The sequence below is a fragment of the Variovorax sp. AC103 genome (assembly GCF_979254005.1).
Map to the genome: position 1 here is coordinate 44,911 of NZ_CEEDFC010000001.1, position 19,851 is coordinate 64,761.

The following is a 19,851-nucleotide window of genomic DNA, read 5'->3' on the forward strand; positions in this document are numbered from 1 at the left end:
ACAGCGAGATAGAAAGCCATGGCCGGACACAGCAAATGGGCAAATATTCAGCACCGGAAGGGCCGCCAGGACGAGAAGCGCGGCAAGCTCTGGACCCGTGCCATCCGCGAGATCACGGTGGCCGCCCGTGCCGGTGGCGCTGACCTGAGCGCCAACCCCCGGCTGCGGCTGGCGGTGGAAAAAGCCAAGGCCGTCAACCTGCCGATCGACACCGTCAAGCGCAACATCGACAAGGCCACGGGCAATCTCGAAGGCGTCAATTACGAAGAAATTCGTTACGAAGGGTATGGCATCGGTGGCGCGGCGATCATCGTCGACACCATGACCGACAACCGCGTGCGCACCGTGGCCGAAGTGCGCCACGCCTTCTCCAAGCATGGCGGCAACATGGGCACCGAAGGCTCGGTGGCCTTCCAGTTCAAGCACTGCGGCCAGATCATCTTCGCCCCCGGCACCGATGAAGACAAGGTCATGGAAGTGGCGCTCGAAGCTGGCGCCGAGGACGTCGTCACCGACGACGACGGCGCCATCGAGGTGATCACCGCCGTGGCCGACTTCGAAGCCGTCAAGAACGCGCTGGAGGCCGCCGGCCTGAAGCCCGACGCGGCCGAAGTCACCATGCGCGCGGAAAACACCGTGGACGTGACCGGCGAGGACGCCGCAAGAATGCAGAAGTTGCTCGACGTGCTCGAGGACCTGGACGACGTGCAGGACGTTTTTCACAACGCCTCGCTGTCCGAGTGATGCGCGACGAGCAGTGCGCGAATGAATGTTTGTTGAATCACAGCGAGAAATGAAGGCCCGCGAATGAAGGTACTGGTAATTGGGGGAGGGGGCCGTGAACACGCTCTGGCGTGGCGCCTGGCGCAGGCTGCGCGGGTGAGCCGCGTGTACGTGGCGCCCGGCAACGGCGGCACCGCGAGCGACGAGCGCTACGACTGCATCGACATCACCGAACCCGCCGCGTTGCGCGAATGGGCCATCAAGGAAAAGATTTCGCTGACCGTGGTCGGCCCCGAGGCGCCGCTGGCAGCGGGCGTGGTGGACGAGTTCCGCGCGCACGGCCTGCGCATCTTCGGCCCGACCCAGGCGGCCGCTCAGCTCGAGAGCTCCAAGGCGTTCTCCAAGGCCTTCATGAAGCGCCACAAGATCCCGACCGCCGAGTACGAGGCGTTCACCGACGCCGCTGCCGCGCACGCCTACATCGACGCCAAGGGCGCGCCCATCGTGGTCAAGGCCGACGGCCTGGCCGCAGGCAAGGGCGTGGTGGTGGCCATGACGGCGCAAGAGGCGCACGAGGCCGTCGACTTCATGCTGGTCGACAACAAGTTCGGCGTGTCGCACAACGAAGGCGGCGCGCGCGTCGTCATCGAAGAGTTCCTGCAGGGCGAGGAAGCCAGCTTCATCGTGCTGTGCGACGGCAAGAACGTCACCGCGCTCGCCACCAGCCAGGACCACAAGCGCCTGCTCGATGGCGACGAAGGCCCCAACACCGGCGGCATGGGCGCTTATTCGCCCGCGCCCGTGGTCACGGCCGAGGTGCATGCGCGCGCGATGCGCGAGATCATCCTGCCGACCATCCGCGGCATGGAAAAGGACGGCATTCCGTACACGGGCTTCCTGTACGCCGGCCTGATGATCGACCCCGCCGGCCACCCGAAGACGCTCGAATTCAACTGCCGCATGGGCGACCCCGAGACGCAGCCGATCATGATGCGCCTGAAGTCCGACCTGTTCGAAGTGTTCTGGCACGCCACCGACGGCACGCTCGACCAGGTCGAACTGCAGTGGGACCGGCGCGTGGCGCTGGGCGTGGTGATGGCCGCGCACGGCTACCCGCTGTCGCCGCGCAAGGGCGACCGCATCACCGGCATTCCGGCCGAGGCACCCGACGCCGTGGTGTTCCATGCCGGCACCACGCTGGACAACGGCGAACTCAAGACCAGCGGCGGCCGCGTGCTCTGCGTGACCGTGCTGGCCGACAGCGTGAAGCAGGCGCAGCAGCGGGTCTACGAGGTGGCGGCGCGTGTCAACTTCGACGGTGCGCAGTACCGCAAGGACATCGGGTTCCTCGCCTTGCAGGCGCGCACGGCCCCCGGCGCCTGATGCAGCACACCGATCCGTCGGCCGTCGGCGACTACCTGCGCGGACTGCAGCAGTCGATCATCGCGGCCGTCGAGCAGGCCGACGGCGGCACCTGCGTTCGCGATGCCTGGCACAAGGCGCCGGGCGAGCCGCTGCAGGGCCAGGGCCTGACCTGCATCCTCGAAGGCGGCGAGCTGTTCGAGCGCGCGGGCTGCGGGTTCTCGCAGGTGCGCGGCCCCAGGCTGCCGCCGTCCGCCACGCAGAACCGGCCCGAGCTGTCGGGCGCGCCCTTCGAGGCGATGGGTGTGTCGCTGGTGTTCCACCCGCGCAACCCCTACGTGCCGATCGTTCACATGAACGTGCGCATGCTGGCGGCCCTGCCCGAAGGCGGCGAGCCGGTCTGCTGGTTCGGCGGCGGCATGGATCTCACGCCCTGCTACGGTTTCGAAGAAGACGCGGTGCATTTCCACACCCTCTGCCGCGATGCGCTCGCGCCCTTCGGTGACGACAAATACCCGCGCTTCAAGACATGGTGTGACGAGTATTTCTTTCTGAAGCACCGCGGCGAGCAACGCGGTGTAGGCGGCATCTTCTTCGACGATTTCTCCGAAGGCGGCTTCGAGAACGGCTTCGCGATGATCCGCTCGGTGGGTGACGGTTTCCTGCCGGCCTACATGCCCGTCGTCGAGCGCCGGCGCCACATGGCGTACACGGAGCGGGAGCGCAACTTCCAGCTCTACCGTCGCGGTCGGTACGTCGAGTTCAATCTGGTGTGGGACCGCGGCACGCACTTCGGTCTTCAGTCGGGTGGGCGCACCGAATCGATTCTTCTGTCGATGCCGCCGCTGGCCAGCTGGGCCTACCAGCAGCAGCCCGAGCCGGGCAGCGCGGAAGCCGCGCTGTACAGCGACTTCATCGTGCGGCGCGACTGGTTGTGAGCCCTTCCGGCAAGGCACCGCGCATCGGCGTTTTCGGTGGCGCGTTCGACCCTCCGCACAACGCCCATGTGGCGTTGGCCGAAGCCGCACTGGCCCAGCTCGACCTGGCCGAACTGCACGTCATTCCCACGGGGCAGGCCTGGCACAAGAGCCGGCCGCTCACGCCGAAGCAAGACCGCCTTGCGATGGCGCGGCTGGCGTTCTCGGCACTGAAGGGCACCGTGGTCGTCGACAGCCGCGAAGTGTTGCGCGATGGCCCCACCTACACGCTCGACACCCTGCACGAACTCCAGCAGGAACAGCCCGGCGCGCAGCTGGTTCTGATCATGGGCGCCGACCAGGCCACCGCGTTGCCGACCTGGCACGGCTGGCAGGATATACTCCGCACTGCTATCGTTTCTGTAGCGTATCGCGCACTATCGACGGGCGACACTGCTCGTTTTGATCCGAAAATGCTTCCTGGCCTCCCGGCTGGCGCGCGTTTCGAGGCGCTCGAATTGCCACTCATGGACACCAGCGCCACCGAAATCCGGCGGCGCGCGGCACTGGGCGTGGACATTTCCTCGCTGGTTCCGCCCACCGTTGCACGCTATATTGACCAACACCACCTCTACCGCTCTGCCTGATGACCACTGAAGCCGCCGCCAAGAAAGACACCCAGAAACTCCAGCGAGCCATCATCGATGGTCTCGAAGACGTCAAGGCGCAGGACATCCAGGTATTCGACACAGAACATCTGTCGCCGCTGTTCGAGCGCGTGATCGTGGCGTCGGGCACCTCCAACCGCCAGACCAAGGCGCTGGCCGCCAGCGTGCGCGACGCGGTGCGCGAAGCCGGTTTCGGCAAGCCGCGCATCGAGGGCGAGGAAAACGGCGAGTGGATCATCGTGGACTGCGGCGCCGCCGTGGCGCACATCATGCAGCCCGCCATCCGTCAGTACTACCACCTGGAAGAGATCTGGGGCGACAAGCCGGTGCGCGCCAAGCTCGGCGGTGCGAAGCCCGCCGCATCGGCCAGCGCGGCGGTGCCGGAAGAGCCCACCGGCAAGAAGAAGCCAGCCGTGAAGGAACCCAGCCTTCGCCGCGCCAGCGCTGCGAAGACCGCGATCCGCGCAGCCGAGCAGGAAGCCAAGGCCGCGAAGGCACCGGCCCGCAAGCCCGCATACAAGACTGCCGCAAAGACTGCGGCAAAGAAGGCGCCTGCCCGCAAGACCGGCACCACCGCGCGCGTGCCGGTCAAGGTGGTGGGCAAGCCTGCCGCCAAGAAAACCGCTGCAAAGCCGGCTGCGAAGACCGCGGCCGCCAAGAAGGCGCCTGCCAAGAAGGCACCCGCCCGCCGCGCATGAAGCTGCTGGTGGTCGCCGTCGGGCAGCGCATGCCCGATTGGGCGCAGACCGCCTGGGACGACTACGCCAAGCGCTTCCCGCCCGAGCTCAAGCTCGAGCTGCGCGCCGTCAAGACCGAGCCGCGCGGCTCCAAGACACTGGAAACCTTGTACGCCGCCGAGCGCGAGCGCATCGAGGGCGCCATTGCCCGCGGCATGCGCATCGTCGCGCTCGACGAACGCGGCACGGCGCTGACCACCAAGGCGCTGGCGACGCGGCTGCAGACCTGGCAAGGCGAGGGCGACGACGTCGCCCTGGTCATTGGCGGCCCCGATGGGCTCGACCCCGCGTTCAAGGCCGCGGCCCACGAACGCATCCGCCTGTCGGACCTGACGCTGCCGCACGCGATGGCGCGAGTGCTGCTGGTCGAGCAGCTGTACCGGGCATGGTCGGTCAACGCAGGTCATCCCTACCACCGCGAATGACGGGCGCCAACGGGCAGGCTGCGTTGCTCGAAGAGAAGGGGCATGCGCTTGTGCCGGCGCTGTTGCCCCCCGATCTGCTGAACGACACTGCGCGGTCCCTCGACCAATGGCTGGGCCAGGCGGCCGGCAGCCGCAATCTGCTCACTCAGCCGCAGTGCCGCGACATGGCGGTTCAGGTGAAGGCAATGCTGGTCGCCAAGGGCCTGCTCGATGCTTCCTCGGTTGCGGTGCAGTGCACGCTGTTCGACAAGACGCCCGGGAGGAACTGGCTGGTCGCGTTGCACCAGGACACCTCGATTCCCGCCTCGGGCGCCGGCCTCGCGAGCGTCCTGAAGGAAGGCGAGCCCTATGTGCAGCCGCCCGTCGAGGTGCTGCAATCGCTGCTCGCCGTGCGCGTGCACCTCGACGATTGCGGTGCCGATGCAGGCCCCTTGCGCGTGGTGCCCGGCAGCCATCGCGCCGGACGGCTGGGCGATGCGCAAGCGCAGGCCCTGCGCGCCGAGCACGGCGAAGCCATCTGCACCGCCGCGCGCGGCGACGCCTTGCTGATGCGCCCGCTGCTGCTGCATGCCTCGTCCCGCGCCAGCTCGCCGGCGCGGCGCCGCGTGCTTCACTTTCTTTTCGGACCTGATCGCCTGCCACATGGCCTGGTCTGGAACCGCACCGTCGCCGGCACCCAGCCGACGCATCAGGAGAACTGAACCTTGTCGGAATTCATCTACCTCGCCTCGCAGAGCCCGCGCCGGGCCCAATTGCTCGGACAACTCGGCATTCGCCACGAGCTGCTGCTGGCCGATACCAGCGAAGACGCCGAGTCGCTCGAAGCGGTGCTGCCCAACGAGGCGCCCGCCACCTATGTGCAGCGTGTGACCGCGCTCAAGCTCGACGCGGCCGTGGCGCGCCTGCACCGCCGGGGCCTGGCCGAGGCGCCGGTGCTCTGCGCCGACACCACGGTGGCGCTGGGCCGCACCATCCTCGGCAAGCCCGAGGACGAGAAGGACGCGGCGCGCATGCTGCGGCTGCTTTCAGGCGCCACGCATCGCGTGCTGACCGCAGTGGCGTTGCAGCACGGCACGCGCCGCCACGCGGCGCTCAGCGTCTCGCGCGTGCGCTTCGCGAAGATCACCGACGCGCAGATCGCGCGCTACGCGCAAAGCGGCGAGCCGTCGGGCAAGGCCGGCGGCTATGCCATCCAGGGGGCGGCGGCCGCGTTCATCGAGCACATCAGCGGGTCCTATTCGGGCATCATGGGCCTCCCCATGTTCGAGACCGCAGAGCTGCTTCGAAGCGCCGGTTTCAATACTTAAGAATTCCATGCAAGACATCCTGATCAACTGGTCCCCGCAGGAGACCCGTGTGGCGCTGGTCGAGCACGGCGCGGTGCAAGAGCTGCACGTCGAGCGCACGCTGGAGCGCGGACTGGTCGGCAACGTCTACCTGGGCAAGGTGTCGCGCGTGCTGCCGGGCATGCAGTCGGCCTTCATCGACATCGGGCTGGAGCGCACCGCGTTCCTGCACGTGGCCGACATCGTGGCGCCGTTCACGCCGGGCTCGCGCCCCAGCGCGCCCGCACCGGAGCGCGACCACCGCAACGGCGGCCCGATGGTGCCGATCGAGAAGCAGGTGTTCGAAGGCCAGTCGCTGCTGGTGCAGGTCATCAAGGACCCCATCGGCACCAAGGGCGCGCGGCTGTCCACGCAGATCAGCATCGCCGGGCGGCTGCTCGTGTTCCTTCCGCAGGACAACCACATCGGCGTGTCGCAGAAGATTCCGCCGGACCAGCGCGAGTCGCTGCGCAAGCGCATGCTCGCGCTGATCGAGGCGGCTGCCGCGGCCGACAGCGGCGGCGTGGTGCCGGTGAACACCGGCGGCTTCATCCTGCGCACCAACGGCGAGGAGTCCAGCGACGCCGAGCTGGCCGAAGACATCGACTACCTGCGCAAGACCTGGTCGCGCATCCGCGACGCCTCGATGCGGATGCCCGCGATGTCGCTGCTGCACCAGGACCTGAGCCTGCTGCAGCGCGTGCTGCGCGACATGACCAGCGAAGACACGCAGACCATCCGCATCGACTCGCGCGAACAGTTCGAGGTGCTGCTGAAGTTCGGGCTCGAATTCATGCCCAAGGCGGCCGGCAAGCTGCAGCATTACAAGGGCGAGCGCCCGATCTTCGACCTGTATTCGGTCGACGAGGAAATTGCCAAGGCGCTGGGCCGGCGGGTGGAGCTCAAGTCGGGCGGTTACCTCGTGGTCGACCAGACAGAAGCGCTGACCACGGTCGACGTGAACACCGGCGGCTTCGTGGGTGCGCGCAATTTCGACGACACCATCTTCAAGACCAACCTCGAAGCAGCGCAGGCCATTGCGCGGCAGCTGCGGCTGCGCAACCTGGGCGGCATCATCATCGTCGACTTCATCGACATGGCCCGCGACGACCACCGCGAACAGGTGCTGGCAGAGTTCCGCAAGCAACTGGCGCGCGACCGCGTGAAGACCACCGCGGGCGGCTTCTCGCAGCTCGGGCTGGTCGAGATGACACGCAAGCGCACGCGCGAATCGCTGGCGCACATGCTGTGCGAGCCCTGCGTGGCCTGCGGCGGCCAGGGCATCGTGAAGACCGCGCGCAGCGTGGCCTACGACGTCATGCGCGAGATCCTGCGCGAAGCGCGGCAGTTCACGCCGCGCGAGTTCCGCATCGTGTCGTCGCCGCAGGTGATCGAGCTGTTCCTGGACGAGGAGAGCCAGCACCTGGCGGGGCTGAGCGACTTCATCGGCAAGCCGATTTCGCTGCAGTCGGAGCCTGCGATCGGGCAGGGGCAGTACGACATCGTGCTGCTTTGAGCGCCGGTCAAGGCGCGATCAAGGGGCTCTGAGGCGCGCAGCGCGCCTCAGAGCGTCGGGTCCTGCCCTGGCTTGGCGCTGCGCACCGCCAGCGTCTGCAGACGCGCGTAGAGCCCGTCCAGCGCCATCAGCTGTTCATGGCTGCCTTGCTCCGCGATGCGGCCTTGCTCCATCACGATGATGCGGTCGGCGTGCTGGATGGTCGACAGGCGGTGGGCGACGATCAGCGTGGTGCGGTTCTGCATCAGGCGCTGCAGGGCGTCCTGCACCAGCCGCTCCGATTCGGTGTCGAGCGCCGACGTGGCCTCGTCGAGCAGCAGCACGGGGGCGTTCTTGTAGAGCGCGCGCGCAATGGCCAGGCGCTGGCGCTGTCCACCCGAGAGTTGTGTAGCGTTGTGGCCCAGCACGGTGTCTATGCCTTGCGGCAGGCCTTGCACGTGCGAACTCAGGTTGGCGGCTGCTATGCATTCCAGCACGCGCTCGCGGTCGATCTGCGAGCCCAGCGCCACGTTGGCAGCGAGCGTTTCGTTGAGCATCACCACGTCCTGGCTCACCATGGCGAACTGCGCGCGAAGGCTCTTGAGCGACCATTCGCTGGTGTCGTGCCCGTCGAGCAGCACCTGGCCGCCGCTGGGCTGCACGAAGCGCGGCAGCAGGTTGACCAGCGTGGTCTTGCCCGAGCCCGAGGGGCCGACGAAAGCCACGACCTGGCCGGGTTCGATGACGAGGCTCACGCCGTCGAGCGCGCGCTGTTCGTCGGCGCCGCGGTAGCTGACCTGCACATTGCGCAGTTCGATGCGGCCGTCGGCATGCGCCAGCGAGAAGCTGCCTTGCGACTCGGGCGCCACTTCGTCGATCAGCACCAGCCCGCGCTCCAGGGCGGCCAGGCCGCGCGTGATGGGGGCGGCCATGTCGGCCAGGCGGCGGATCGGCGCAATCAGCATCAGCATGGCCGTGATGTAGGCGACGAAACCGCCCACGGTGAGGCCCTGTTCGCCGCTCTGCCAGAGCGCGATCATCACCACGACCGACAGCGCCAGCGACGCCATCATCTGCGTGAGCGGGGTGGTGGCGGCCTGTGCGATGGTCGACTTCACGGCCAGGCGGTTCAGCCTCTGGCTCAGCTGCTCGAAGCGCTCGCCCTGCGCCGCCTCGGCACCGTGCAGGCGCACCACACGGTGCGCCAGCACGTTTTCCTCGACCACGTAGGCGAGTTCGTCGGTGGCTTGCTGGCCCTGCTGCGTGAGGCGGTACAGGCGCTTGGAGAACACCTTCATGATCCAGGAGATGCTGGGCACCAGGAAGGCCACGATCAGCGTGAGCTTCCAGTTCAGGTAGACGAGGTAGGCGAGCAGGGCGATCAGCGTGAAGCCGTCGCGCGTGAGGCCGAGCAGCGCCTGCACCAGCAGCATGGCGCCGGTCTGCACCTCGTAGACCACCGTGTTCGACAGCGCACTGGCCGACTGGCGCGTGAACAGCGCCAGCTCGGCGCCCATCAGCCGCTCGAACAGCACGCGCCGCAACCGCTGCATGCCTTCATTGGCAATGCGCGACAGGGCATATTGGGAGATGAACTGGGCGATGCCGCGCACCGCGAACAGCAGCAGCACGGCGGCCGGCACGATCCACAGCGCGAGCTGCCCGCGGTTGAAGCCGCGGTCGAGCAACGGCTTGAGCAGGGCGGCCATCAGGGGTTCGGTGATGGCGGCCATGAGGGCGCCGATCAGGCCCGTGGCCCACCATTGGCGCGAGCCGCCGAACCAGGTCATGAGTCGCGCCAGCCGGCGCATCAGGGGGGGGCGCGCGTTCTCGCTGCCGGGGGAAGGTTGCATGGCGGCGGATTCTACGGGGGCCCTTTCTAGGCGGGCTGGCGCGGGTGCATTGAGTCGGCCGTGTAGGACCGCGTCGCCTGATACACGTTTTGTGACGGCGCCTGCGGGCCAGTGTGTAACATGTGGCCCGTCACGCCGGTAGGAAACTTTTTCGCCGGAAACCTCTCCGAACCGCATGAACAAGCCGTTGCCAACTCCAATTCCAACTCCTTCTTCATCGTTATTTGCACGCCGCTCGCTCATAGCGGCCCTTGCAGCCACCCCCATGCTTCCTGCACTGGCCCAGTTCCGGGTCGAGGTGTCGGGCGTCGGGCTCACTCAATTGCCCATCGCGCTCGTTCCCTTCAAGGGACAGGAAAGCTCGCCCCAGAAGATCTCCGACATCGTCCAGGCCGACCTCGAACGCAGCGGCCAGTTCCGCGGCGTCGACGCTTCGGGCCAGGCGCTGGACGAGGCCTCGCGCCCTGACCTGTCGCTGTGGCGCCAGCGCACGGCCGATTCGCTCGTGGTGGGCAGCGTCAGCAAGCTGGCCGACGGCCGCTTCGACGTGCGCTTCCGCCTGTGGGACGTGGTGAAGGGACAAGACCTGGGCGGCCAGAGCTACACCGTGCCGCAAGGTGACCTGCGCCTCGCGTCGCACCGCATCGCCGACTACGTGTACGAGAAGCTGACCGGCGAGAAGGGCATCTTCTCGACCCGCATCGCCTACGTCACCAAGGGTGGCAGCCGCTACTCGCTGTGGGTGGCCGACGCCGACGGCGAAAACGCGCAGGCTGCGCTGGCCAGCCCCGAGCCCATCATCTCGCCCTGCTGGTCGTCCAACGGCCAGCAGCTGGCATACGTGTCGTTCGAGTCGCGCAAGCCGGTCGTGTACGTACACAACGTGGCCAGCGGCCAACGCCGCCTGCTCGCGAACTTCAAGGGCTCCAACAGCGCCCCTGCGTGGGCACCGGACGGCAATTCGCTGGCGGTGACGCTCAGCCGGGACGGCGGCTCGCAGCTCTTCACCATTCCGGCCAGCGGCGGCGAGCCGCGCCGCCTCACGCAGAGCTCCAGCATCGACACCGAGCCGGTCTACTCCGCCGACGGCAGCACCATCTACTTCGTGAGCGATCGCGGCGGCGCGCCGCAGATCTACAAGATGGGCGCCAGCGGCGGCAACCCGACCCGGGTGACCTTCAGCGGCACCTACAACATCTCTCCGTCTGTCAGCGGCGATGGCCGGTGGTTGGCCTACATCTCACGCGTGGGCGGTGCCTTCAAACTCCATGTAATGGAGTTGTCCACCGGCACAGTGAACGCCATCACCGACACGACGGCCGACGAAAGTCCGAGTTTTGCCCCCAACAGCAAGTTGATCGTCTACGCCACGCAGCTGCAAGGCCGAGAAGCGCTGATGACCACCACGCTCGACGGAAAAATAAAAGCCCGGCTGGCAGGACAGGCGGGAGACATAAGAGAACCGGACTGGGGTCCGTTTCAAAAGCAATGATCAAGGTTTATTTGAGGAGTTCGAAATGTTGAAACGCACAATTTATTCGCTGGCCATCGTGGCTCTTATTGCTGGTTGCTCGTCGGGCACCAAGCTCAACGACACCCCGGTCACCGACCGCTCCGGCGCTGGCGCCGGCCAAGGTGGCCAAAGCAGCGTGGCGCCCGTCACCATCGATCCCAACGCGGGCACCACGCAAGGTCCGGTCAATGTGGCCCGCATCATCTACTTCGACTACGACAGCTACACCGTCAAGCCTGACTTCCAGTCGGCCATCGACGGTCATGCGCGTTTCCTCAAGGCGAACCCGCAACGCCGCATCTCGATCGAAGGCCACACCGACGAACGCGGTGGCCGCGAGTACAACCTGGCACTGGGCCAGAAGCGCTCCGAAGCCGTGCGTCGTGCACTGACCCTCCTGGGTGTGAGCGACAACCAGATCGAAGCCGTGAGCTTCGGCAAGGAAAAGCCGGCCGTCACGGGCTCGGGTGAAGAAGTCTGGGCGCAAAACCGCCGCGCCGAAATCACGTACCGCCGGTGATGCATCGCGCTGTGTTGCGAGGCGCAGCGTTGGCTGCGGCCTTGCTTTGCGCCTCGGTCGGTTCGCAGGCCGCGTTGTTCGAGGACGACGAGGCCCGCAAGGCCATCCTCGACCTGCGCCAGCGCGTCGAGGCCATGCGCCAGCAGACCGACCAGCGGCTGACCGACGAAAACGGGCAACTGCGGCGCAGCCTCCTCGACCTGCAAAACCAGATCGAGCAAATGCGCGGCGACCTGGCCCGCATGACCGGGCAGAACGAGCAGCTCACACGCACGCTGAGCGACATGCAGTCGCGCCAGACATCCCTGGACGACAAGCTCAAGCAGAGCGAGCCGTCGAAGGTGTCCGTGGACGGCCGCGAGTTCAATGCCGATCCCAAGGAAAAGGCCGATTTCGAAGCCGCCCTCGGCGTGTTTCGCGCGGGCCAGTTCGCGCAGGCGCAAACCGCCTTCGCCGAATTCGTCAAGCGCTATCCGCAAAGCGGCTACAACGCCTCGGCGTTGTTCTGGCTGGGCAATGCGCAGTACGCCACGCGCAACTACAACGAAGCCATTGCGAATTTCCGCTCCATGCTCTCGCTCGCGCCCGACCATGCCAAGGCCCCCGAGGCCGTGCTGTCGATCGCGAACTGCCAGATCGAGCTGAAGGACACGCGCGCCGCGCGCCGCACGCTGGAAGACCTGACCAAGGCCTACCCGCAGTCCGAAGCTGCACAGGCCGGACGCGAGCGCCTCTCGCGCCTGCGCTGATCCCTGCGGACCTCGCTTGAGCGCCGTCATCACTGCCGATATCGCGTCTTCTGTCGCCGCGGATGTCTTCACCGACACCGCGGCGCCTGACTTTGCGCGCCGCTTCGGCGGCCTCGAGCGCCTGTACGGCGTTGCGGGTGCCGCACGCATCCGCGATGCGCACGTCCTGGTCGTCGGTATTGGCGGCGTGGGGTCGTGGGCGGTCGAGGCCCTGGCGCGCAGCGGAGTGGGGCGCTTGACGATGATCGATCTGGACCATGTGTCGGAGTCGAACATCAACCGCCAGATCCACGCGCTCGAAGCGACGGTGGGGCAGGCCAAGGTCGAAGCGATGCGCGAGCGCATCGCGCAGATCAACCCCGCGTGCAAGGTGCACGCGATCGACGAATTCGTCGAGCCCGGCAACTGGACCACGCTGCTCGACGCGGCGCAGGCTGCGAACGGGCCGGCAACGGCCGTCATCGACGCTTGCGACCAGGTGAAGGCCAAGCTGACCATGGCCGCATGGGCGCGTTCTTCGCGCGCTGCGTTCGTCACGGTGGGGGCGGCGGGCGGCAAGCGGCTGGCGCACAAGGTCGACATCGACGACCTGTCTCAGGTCACGCACGACCCGCTGCTGGCGCAGCTTCGCCAGCGCCTGCGCAAGGAGCACGGCGCTCCGCGCGAGGGAAAGAAGATCGGCGTGACCTGCGTCTTCAGCCGCGAAAGCGTGGCGCCGCCCGATGCGTCGTGCGCCATCGAAGGCGACGGGTCGCTCAACTGCCACGGCTACGGATCGGTGGTCAGCGTGACCGCAACTTTCGGCCAATGCGCGGCAGGTTGGGTGCTCGATCGAATCGCGTCTAACGTCACGCTATAATCTTAGGCTTTGCCGGATTCAACGTCGGCAAAAAGCAAAAAAATGGTTCCGGGACGTTAGCTCAGTTGGTAGAGCAGCGGACTTTTAATCCGTTGGTCACTGGTTCGAATCCAGTACGTCCTACCAGAACCCTTTGCAGGATCATCAAAGCCAGCTGTCTACCCGATAGCTGGCTTTTTTCTTGGGAACCGAACTCCCGTTCGACACGCCACCCGCTGCCGGACGAACTCAAGTGTCATCTGCACTGTGAATACCGCTGCCGCCTTTCTTCCGTCCCACCACAACCTGTGGGTTGTCGCCGCGTCGCTGCTCCTGGCGACACTCGCTTCGTACGTGGCGCTGGACCTGGCGCGCCGCGTCCGGCATGCCAGCGGAAAGCCGCATCTGCTGTGGTGGGGCATCGGGTCGCTGGCCATGGGCACGGGCATCTGGTCGATGCATTTCGTCGGCATGCTGGGTTTCACGCTGCCGATTGCGCTCGGCTTCTCGGGGGCGACGACGCTGACATCATGGGTGGCCGCCGTGACCGCATCCGGCATTGCGCTGTGGGTGGCAAGCGAGGCGGACTACAGCCTTCGGCGCATCGCCATCGCTTCGCTGGCCATGGCCGTCGGCATTTGCGGGATGCACTACATCGGCATGGCCGCGCTGGACATGTCGCCGCCCATCGTCTGGCACGTGCCGACCGTGCTGGCATCGCTGCTGATCGGCCTGGCCGCCTCGGCCGCGGCGCTGTTCATCTTCAAATACCTAGGCGAGGTCCACAGCGCCCATCGCGTGGCCTTTCAGTTGCTGGCCGCGGTGGTCATGGGCATCGCGATCTGCGGCATGCACTACACGGGCATGGCCGCGGCGAACTTCCCGGCGGATTCGGTCTGCCGCAGTGCAGACGGGCTGTCGGGTTCCGAACTCACCGCCATCGTCGTGCTGGCGTCGGGCCTGCTGCTGCTGGGCACGCTGTTCACCTCGATCTTGGAGTCGCGGCTGCAGCAGGTCGCCAGGCGCCTGTCGCGCTCGCTCGAGGAGGCGAACGCCGAGCTCACGCAGGCCAACCGGGAGCTGCAGAAGCGCGCTTTCACCGATGCGCTGACCGGCCTGCCCAACCGGATCCTGTTCGAAGACCGGCTGCGCCACGCGTTGCTGCGCATGGAGCGAGCCAACCAGCACCAGGTGGAAGAGCGCATTGCCGTGCTCTTCGTCGATCTCGACGGCTTCAAGCCGATCAACGATTCCTTCGGCCATGCGGCCGGCGACCAGATCCTGCGCGCCGCCGCCGAGCGGCTCGCCGACGCCACGCGGGAAAGCGACACCGTGGCACGCATCGGGGGCGACGAGTTCCTGCTGCTGTTCGAAGGCGTGAGCGACCGCGCGGAATGCGCGCAGGCGGCCAACCGGGTGCTGCGCGCGCTCAGCCAGCCTTTCAACGTGATGGGCAGGCAGTTGCAGATTGCCTGCTCGATCGGCATCGTGCTGCATCCGGAGCAGGGCGAGCCCGACAAGCTCGTGGCCAACGCCGACGCCGCCATGTACGAGGCCAAGCGCGCCGGCGGCGGCAACTATGTGATGTTCGAGTCGCACATGGGGGCCGACGTCGTGAGGCAACTGCAATTGCAAAGCGACCTGCGCCGGGCGGTCGAGCTCAAGCAGTTCGAGCTGTACTACCAGCCTAAGATCAACGGCGCGGGCGACACCCTCAGCGGCGTGGAGGCGCTGGTGCGTTGGAACCACCCGCAGCAGGGCCTGATCGGTCCGAACGATTTCATCGGCCTGGCGGAGCGCTTCGGCCTGATCGTGCGCCTGGGCGACTGGATTCTGGACGAGGCCTGCCGCCAGATCGCGCAATGGCGGGCGCAAGACATCTGGATGAGCGTGGCAGTCAACCTGTCGGTCATGCAGCTGCGCGAGATCGATTTCGTCGCGCGCGTCGAGCAGACCCTGGCAAGGCACCAGGTGCCCGCCTCCTTGCTGCTGTGCGAGATCACCGAGTCGGTCGCCATGGAAGACATCAAGGCCACCCAGCGCACCTTCGAGGGGCTGGCGCGCGTGGGCGTGTTCCTGTCGATCGACGATTTCGGCACGGGCTATTCCAGCCTGAGCCATCTGCGCAAGCTGCCGGCGCGCCAGGTGAAGATCGATCGCAGCTTCGTGCAGGACCTGCAGGCCAAGGGCGACGCGCGCGCCGTGGTGGACGCCGTCATCCGCCTGGCCCATGCGCTGGGCTTGAGCGTGGTGGCCGAGGGCGTGGAGAACGAGGCGCAGCGCGACATCCTGCTCGCCATGGGGTGCGACGAACTGCAGGGCTTTCTCTATTCGCGCCCCTTGCCCGCGGGCGCCTTGCTCGAGTGGTTCTCCAGGCGCGAAGGCACCGCGGGCTGAGGCTGTGAGGCCTCAGGCCTCAGGCCTCAGGCCTCAGGCCTCAGGCCTCAGGCCTCAGGCCTCCGGCGCCACGCTCCCCGGCAATGCAGGAGCCGGTGACGACGGTGCAGGGGCCACCGCGTCGCCGCTTTCTTCCTTCTGGTGCCGCGCCGCGATGGCCAGGTACATCGCCGGCACCACGAACAGCGTGAACAGCGTGCCGATCGACAGCCCGCTGAAGATCACGATGCCCATCGCCTTGCGCCCGGCTGCACCGGCACCCGAGGCGATGACCAGCGGCAGCACGCCGAACACCATGGCCGCGGTGGTCATCAGAATGGGCCGCAGCCGCGTGCCCGCCGCCTCGACGATCGCGTCCAGCTTGCTCAGGCCCTGCCTCTGCAGCCGGTTGGCCACTTCCACGATCAGGATGCCGTGCTTGCTGATGAGCCCCATCAGCGTCACCAGCCCCACCTGCGTGTAGATGTTCATCGAGGCGAAGCCCCAGAAGATGAAGATCATGGCGCCGAAGAGCGCGAGCGGCACCGACACCAGGATGACCACCGGGTCGCGGAAGCTCTCGAACTGCGCGGCCAGCGCCAGGAACACGATGATCAGCGCGAACAGGAAGGTGATGGCGAAGTTGCCCGACTCCTGCACGAACTGGCGCGACTGGCCCGAGTAGTCGACCGTGTAGCCGCTGGGCGCGAGCTGCTGCACCACGCCGCGCAGGTACTCCAGCGTCTCGCCCTGGGTGCCGCTGGGCACGCCCTGGATGGTCACGGAGTTGAGCTGCTGGAAGTGGTTGACCGTTTCGGGCTGCACCGTGTACTTCAGGCTCGCCACGGTGCTTGCGGGCACCACGCCGTTGGGCGTCTTGATGTAGAAGTTGAGCACGTCCGACGGGTTGAGCCGGTCGACCTGCTGCACCTGCGGAATCACCTTGTACGAGCGGCCCGAGATGGAGAAGTAGTTGACGTAGCCGCCGCCCAGCGCCGCGCCCATCGCGTTGCCCACGTCCTGCTGGGTGATGCCCAGCGTGGCGATCTTGTCGCGGTCGACCACCACCGTGGCCTGTGGCAGGTCGATCTTGAGGTCGGCGTCGATGTAGTAGAACTTGCCGTCCGCGCGCGCCTTGTCCATCACTTGCTGCGCCAGCGTGTTCAGGTTCTCGAAGGGCTCGGTCGTCTTGATGACGAACTGCACCGGCAGGCCCGAGGCGCCCGGCAGCGCCGGGAACTGGAAGGCCACCACCTTGGCGCCGGCAATGCCGTTCCAGCGCTTCTGCAGGTCGGTCTGGATGTCGTGCGCGCTGCGCGTGCGCTGGTCCCAGGGCTTGAGCAGCACGCCGGCAATGCCCGCGTTGGTGCTGGGCACGCCCGTGAGCTGGAACAGCTGCTCGTACTCGGGCGTGTCGTGCGCGACCTTGAAGATCTGGTCGGCGTAGGTCTGCATCTGGTTGATGGTGGCCGTGGGCGCGCCCACCACCTGCGACAGCACGATGCCCTGGTCTTCTTCCGGTGCGAGCTCGGACTTCGACATCTTGAACATCACGAACAGCAGCGCCACCAGGATGGCGCCCATCACGAGCATCACCGGCCAGGTCTTCAGCACCCCGCGCAGGATGAGCTGGTAGCGCCGGTGCACGCGCTCGAAGGTGTGCTCGATGAAGGTCGCGAACTTGCCGCTGTCCTGCTCGGACTTGAAGAAGCGCGAGCACATCATGGGCGACAGCGTGAGCGCAACAATGCCCGACACCACCACCGAGCCCGCAAGCGTGAATGCGAACTCGGTGAAGAGCGACCCGGTAAGCCCGCCCTGGAAGCCGATGGGCACGTACACCGCCACCAGCACCACGGTCATCGCCAGGATGGGTCCGCCCAGCTCGCGCGCGGCCAGCAGCGAGGCCTGCAGGGGCGACTTGCCCTCGCGCATGTGCCGGTCGACGTTCTCCACCACGATGATGGCGTCGTCCACCACCAGCCCGATGGCCAGCACCAGTGCCAGCAGCGTGAGCAGGTTGATGGAGTAGCCCAGCACCAGCATCACGAAGAAAGTGCCGATGAGCGACAGCGGCATCGCGATGACGGGCACCACCACTGCGCGGAAGCTGCCCAGGAACAGGTAGATGACGATCGTGACGATCACCAGCGCCTCGACCAGCGTCTTGATCACTTCGCTGATGGAGGTGTTGATGAAGTCGGTCGAGTCGTAGACGATCTTGCCGGTCAGGCCCGTGGGCACCTGCGACTGCAGGTCGGGGAACACGGTGCGCACCTGCTTGGCCACGTCCAGGATGTTGGCCTCGGGCGCGACCTTGATGCCGATGAACACCGAGCGCACGCCGTTGAAGGCCACGTTGAAGTCGTAGTTCTCCGAACCCAGCGTGACGTTGGCCACGTCCTGCAGCCGCACGATGGCGCCGTTGCTGCTCTTGACCGACAGCTGCTTGAACTCGTCCACGCTGTGCAGCGAGGTGCCGGCCGTGAGCGGCACGCTCACCATCTGGCCCTTGCTGGTACCGACCGCGGCCAGGTAGTTGTTGGCGCTGAGCGCGGCGCTCACGTCGGTGGCGGTCACGCCGTAGGCGGCCATCTTCTGCGCGTCGAGCCAGGCCCGCAGCGCGAAGGTGCGCGCGCCCAGGATTTCGGCCGTCTGCACGCCCGGAATGGCGTTGAGCTTGGGCTGCACCACGCGCACCAGGAAGTCGGTCACGTTGTTGTTGGGCAGCGTGTCGCTGTAGAAGCCGATGTACATGGCATCGGTGGTCTGGCCCGTGGCCACCGTGAGCACCGGCTGCTGCGCCTGCGGCGGCAGCTGGTTGCGCACGGAGTTGACCTGCGTGTTGATCTCGGTCAGCGCGCGGTTGGAGTCGTAGTTCAGCCGCAGCGTGGCGGTGATGGTCGACACGCCCAGGCTGCTCGAGGAAGACAGGTAGTCGATGCCCTGCGCCTGCGACACGGCCGCCTCCAGCGGCTGCGTGATGAAGCCCGCGACCGTGGCCGCGTCCGCACCGTAGTAGGCGGTGCTGATGGTGACCACGCCGTTCTCGGTCTTTGGGTACTGGTTGACCGGCAGGCCGGACAGCGCGCGCAGCCCCAGCACCACGATCAGCAGGCTCACCACCATCGCCAGCACGGGCCGGCGGATGAAGATGTCGGTGAAGTTCATGCGGCGGGCCTCACTTTTCCTGCGGCTTCGGGTTCGGGTCGTTGGTCGGCTGGACGCTGTTGTCCACCGTGACCGGCGTGCCGTTCTTCAGCTTGTTCTGCCCGCTGCTCACCACCACCTGGCCGGCCTGCAGGCCCTTGACGATGGAGATCTGGTCGCCGCGCGTCGGGCCGGTCTCGATGAAGACCTGCTGGGCGATGAGCTGAGGCTTGCCTTGCGCATCGGTGGCTGGCGCGGGGGCCGGCGTTCCTGCGGCGCCGGGGGCACCAGGCTTTGGCGGCTCGGCCTGCTTCACCACGTACACCGTCGAGCCGTAGGGGTTGTAGGTCACGGCGGTGGAGGGCAGCGTGAGCCGTTCCTGCGCGCCGCCGATGTCGATCTTCACGTTGGCGAACATGCCGGGCAGCAGCACCTGCTTCGGGTTGGCGATGGTGGCCTCGACCTGCACGTTGCGCGTGGCCGAATCGACCTTGGGGCTGATCGCGTTGATCTTGCCGCTGAAGGTCTGGTCGGGGAAGGTGTCGACCGACAGATTGACCACCTGGCCGACCGCGAGTCCCGCGAGCTGCTGCTGCGGCAGCGAGAAGTCGACGTAGATCGGGTCGAGCGTCTGCAGCGTGACCAGCTTGTCGCCCGCGTTCACGTACTGCCCCGGGTTGAGCGCCGAGATGCCCAGGCGGCCCGCGAAGGGCGCGCGGATCGACTTCTTCGCCACCACCGCGGCCTGCTGTTCGACCTGCGCGCGCTTGGCCTTGAGGTCGTTGGTGTCGGCGTCGATCTGCGCCTGGGCCACGGCCTGCACCGCCAGCTGTGCCTGGTCGCGCTTGAGCACGGTGGCGGCCTGCGCGGCAGCGGCTTCGGCGGAATGCAGCAGGGCGATGTCGGAGTCGGCGTTGAGCTCGACCAGCAGCGCGCCGGCCTTCACGTCCTGGCCCGACTTGAAATGCACGGCGCGCACCAGGCCCGCCACCTCGGTGCTGAGGTCGGCGCCGCGCACCGGATTCAGCGTGCCCACCGCGGTGAACTGCGACTGCCACTGCAGCTTCTGCACCTCAACCGTCGACACGGTCTGCGCGCCCGGCTTGGGCACGGCCGCAATCAGCGCGCGGATCTGCAGGAACTTGCCGAGCGCGAGCACGGCGACCAGCAGCAGAACGCAGCCGATCATGATGATCATTC

Annotated in this window: 17 protein-coding genes and 1 tRNA gene; 15 read left to right on the forward strand and 3 right to left on the reverse strand. The window is 66.9% G+C overall.

Features of this window, described 5'->3' with window-relative positions; translation table 11 throughout:
- Positions 1-18 precede the first annotated feature (18 nt).
- From AC0IYU_RS00240 to rng, 9 genes are all read left to right on the forward strand, one after another.
- Positions 19-744, forward strand: coding sequence for a YebC/PmpR family DNA-binding transcriptional regulator (locus AC0IYU_RS00240; protein ID WP_472111630.1), 726 nt, complete (start codon positions 19-21; stop codon positions 742-744).
- Between the two features lie 63 nt (positions 745-807).
- Positions 808-2,106 carry a phosphoribosylamine--glycine ligase gene (gene purD / locus AC0IYU_RS00245; RefSeq protein ID WP_472111632.1) on the forward strand — a complete coding sequence of 433 codons (1,299 nt, stop codon included), beginning with the start codon at positions 808-810 and terminating at the stop codon, positions 2,104-2,106.
- Positions 2,106-3,023: an oxygen-dependent coproporphyrinogen oxidase gene (hemF, locus tag AC0IYU_RS00250; protein ID WP_472111634.1), complete on the forward strand. Its 918-nt coding sequence runs from the start codon at positions 2,106-2,108 to the stop codon at positions 3,021-3,023. Before purD ends, hemF begins: the two co-directional genes overlap by 1 nt.
- A complete protein-coding gene (gene nadD / locus AC0IYU_RS00255; protein WP_435483793.1) occupies positions 3,020-3,649 on the forward strand; it encodes a nicotinate (nicotinamide) nucleotide adenylyltransferase in 630 nt (209 codons plus the stop codon). Before hemF ends, nadD begins: the two co-directional genes overlap by 4 nt.
- The gene (gene rsfS, locus AC0IYU_RS00260) at positions 3,649-4,368 is read left to right on the forward strand and encodes a ribosome silencing factor (protein WP_472111637.1); all 720 of its coding nucleotides are present in this window, start codon (positions 3,649-3,651) and stop codon (positions 4,366-4,368) included. Before nadD ends, rsfS begins: the two co-directional genes overlap by 1 nt.
- Complete coding sequence (gene rlmH, locus AC0IYU_RS00265; protein ID WP_435438267.1) at positions 4,365-4,832, forward strand: 23S rRNA (pseudouridine(1915)-N(3))-methyltransferase RlmH; 468 nt, start codon at positions 4,365-4,367, stop codon at positions 4,830-4,832. Before rsfS ends, rlmH begins: the two co-directional genes overlap by 4 nt.
- Positions 4,829-5,533 (forward strand): phytanoyl-CoA dioxygenase family protein, encoded by a 705-nt coding sequence (locus AC0IYU_RS00270; RefSeq protein ID WP_472111640.1) that lies wholly within the window; start codon positions 4,829-4,831, stop codon positions 5,531-5,533. The genes rlmH and AC0IYU_RS00270 overlap by 4 nt, the downstream gene beginning before the upstream one ends.
- A 3-nt stretch (positions 5,534-5,536) precedes the next feature.
- The gene (locus AC0IYU_RS00275) at positions 5,537-6,139 is read left to right on the forward strand and encodes a Maf family protein (RefSeq protein WP_472111643.1); all 603 of its coding nucleotides are present in this window, start codon (positions 5,537-5,539) and stop codon (positions 6,137-6,139) included.
- A gap of 7 nt (positions 6,140-6,146) precedes the next feature.
- Positions 6,147-7,673, forward strand: a complete 1,527-nt coding sequence (rng, locus tag AC0IYU_RS00280) for a ribonuclease G (RefSeq protein WP_435483789.1) — start codon at positions 6,147-6,149, stop codon at positions 7,671-7,673.
- Positions 7,674-7,720: 47 nt separating this feature from the next.
- Here the strand turns inward: rng and msbA are convergent, their stop codons facing one another.
- Positions 7,721-9,505 carry a lipid A export permease/ATP-binding protein MsbA gene (gene msbA / locus AC0IYU_RS00285; RefSeq protein WP_435438271.1) on the reverse strand — a complete coding sequence of 595 codons (1,785 nt, stop codon included), beginning with the start codon at positions 9,503-9,505 and terminating at the stop codon, positions 7,721-7,723.
- A gap of 265 nt (positions 9,506-9,770) precedes the next feature.
- Between msbA and tolB the strand changes: the two genes are divergently transcribed.
- From tolB to AC0IYU_RS00315, 6 genes are all read left to right on the forward strand, one after another.
- A complete protein-coding gene (gene tolB, locus AC0IYU_RS00290) occupies positions 9,771-10,997 on the forward strand; it encodes a Tol-Pal system beta propeller repeat protein TolB (RefSeq protein WP_435438272.1) in 1,227 nt (408 codons plus the stop codon).
- 25 nt (positions 10,998-11,022) lie between these two features.
- Positions 11,023-11,538, forward strand: coding sequence for a peptidoglycan-associated lipoprotein Pal (gene pal, locus AC0IYU_RS00295; protein WP_472111645.1), 516 nt, complete (start codon positions 11,023-11,025; stop codon positions 11,536-11,538).
- The gene (gene ybgF / locus AC0IYU_RS00300) at positions 11,538-12,287 is read left to right on the forward strand and encodes a tol-pal system protein YbgF (RefSeq protein ID WP_472112704.1); all 750 of its coding nucleotides are present in this window, start codon (positions 11,538-11,540) and stop codon (positions 12,285-12,287) included. The genes pal and ybgF overlap by 1 nt, the downstream gene beginning before the upstream one ends.
- Before the next feature lie 16 nt (positions 12,288-12,303).
- Entirely contained in the window at positions 12,304-13,146 is an 843-nt protein-coding gene (locus tag AC0IYU_RS00305) for a tRNA threonylcarbamoyladenosine dehydratase (protein ID WP_472111648.1), read from the forward strand.
- 50 nt (positions 13,147-13,196) lie between these two features.
- A tRNA-Lys gene (locus AC0IYU_RS00310) sits at positions 13,197-13,272 on the forward strand.
- A 120-nt stretch (positions 13,273-13,392) separates the two neighbouring features.
- A complete protein-coding gene (locus AC0IYU_RS00315) occupies positions 13,393-15,522 on the forward strand; it encodes a putative bifunctional diguanylate cyclase/phosphodiesterase (RefSeq protein ID WP_472111651.1) in 2,130 nt (709 codons plus the stop codon).
- 54 nt (positions 15,523-15,576) lie between these two features.
- Here AC0IYU_RS00315 and AC0IYU_RS00320 read toward each other — a convergent pair whose 3' ends face one another.
- Positions 15,577-18,672 carry an efflux RND transporter permease subunit gene (locus AC0IYU_RS00320; protein ID WP_472111654.1) on the reverse strand — a complete coding sequence of 1,032 codons (3,096 nt, stop codon included), beginning with the start codon at positions 18,670-18,672 and terminating at the stop codon, positions 15,577-15,579.
- A 10-nt stretch (positions 18,673-18,682) separates the two neighbouring features.
- Positions 18,683-19,840 carry an efflux RND transporter periplasmic adaptor subunit gene (locus tag AC0IYU_RS00325; RefSeq protein WP_435438277.1) on the reverse strand — a complete coding sequence of 386 codons (1,158 nt, stop codon included), beginning with the start codon at positions 19,838-19,840 and terminating at the stop codon, positions 18,683-18,685.
- Positions 19,841-19,851 lie beyond the last annotated feature (11 nt).

Bases quoted from the DNA above. Each gene is read 5' to 3' on its own strand.
- AC0IYU_RS00240 (WP_472111630.1), top strand. From the start codon at position 19: ATGGCCGGACACAGCAAATGGGCAAATATTCAGCACCGGAAGGGCCGC.
- purD (WP_472111632.1), top strand. From the start codon at position 808: ATGAAGGTACTGGTAATTGGGGGAGGGGGCCGTGAACACGCTCTGGCG.
- hemF (WP_472111634.1), top strand. From the start codon at position 2,106: ATGCAGCACACCGATCCGTCGGCCGTCGGCGACTACCTGCGCGGACTG.
- rsfS (WP_472111637.1), top strand. From the start codon at position 3,649: ATGACCACTGAAGCCGCCGCCAAGAAAGACACCCAGAAACTCCAGCGA.
- rlmH (WP_435438267.1), top strand. From the start codon at position 4,365: ATGAAGCTGCTGGTGGTCGCCGTCGGGCAGCGCATGCCCGATTGGGCG.
- AC0IYU_RS00270 (WP_472111640.1), top strand. From the start codon at position 4,829: ATGACGGGCGCCAACGGGCAGGCTGCGTTGCTCGAAGAGAAGGGGCAT.
- rng (WP_435483789.1), top strand. From the start codon at position 6,147: ATGCAAGACATCCTGATCAACTGGTCCCCGCAGGAGACCCGTGTGGCG.
- msbA (WP_435438271.1), bottom strand. From the start codon at position 9,505: ATGCAACCTTCCCCCGGCAGCGAGAACGCGCGCCCCCCCCTGATGCGC.
- tolB (WP_435438272.1), top strand. From the start codon at position 9,771: ATGCTTCCTGCACTGGCCCAGTTCCGGGTCGAGGTGTCGGGCGTCGGG.
- pal (WP_472111645.1), top strand. From the start codon at position 11,023: ATGTTGAAACGCACAATTTATTCGCTGGCCATCGTGGCTCTTATTGCT.
- ybgF (WP_472112704.1), top strand. From the start codon at position 11,538: ATGCATCGCGCTGTGTTGCGAGGCGCAGCGTTGGCTGCGGCCTTGCTT.
- AC0IYU_RS00320 (WP_472111654.1), bottom strand. From the start codon at position 18,672: ATGAACTTCACCGACATCTTCATCCGCCGGCCCGTGCTGGCGATGGTG.
- AC0IYU_RS00325 (WP_435438277.1), bottom strand. From the start codon at position 19,840: ATGATCGGCTGCGTTCTGCTGCTGGTCGCCGTGCTCGCGCTCGGCAAG.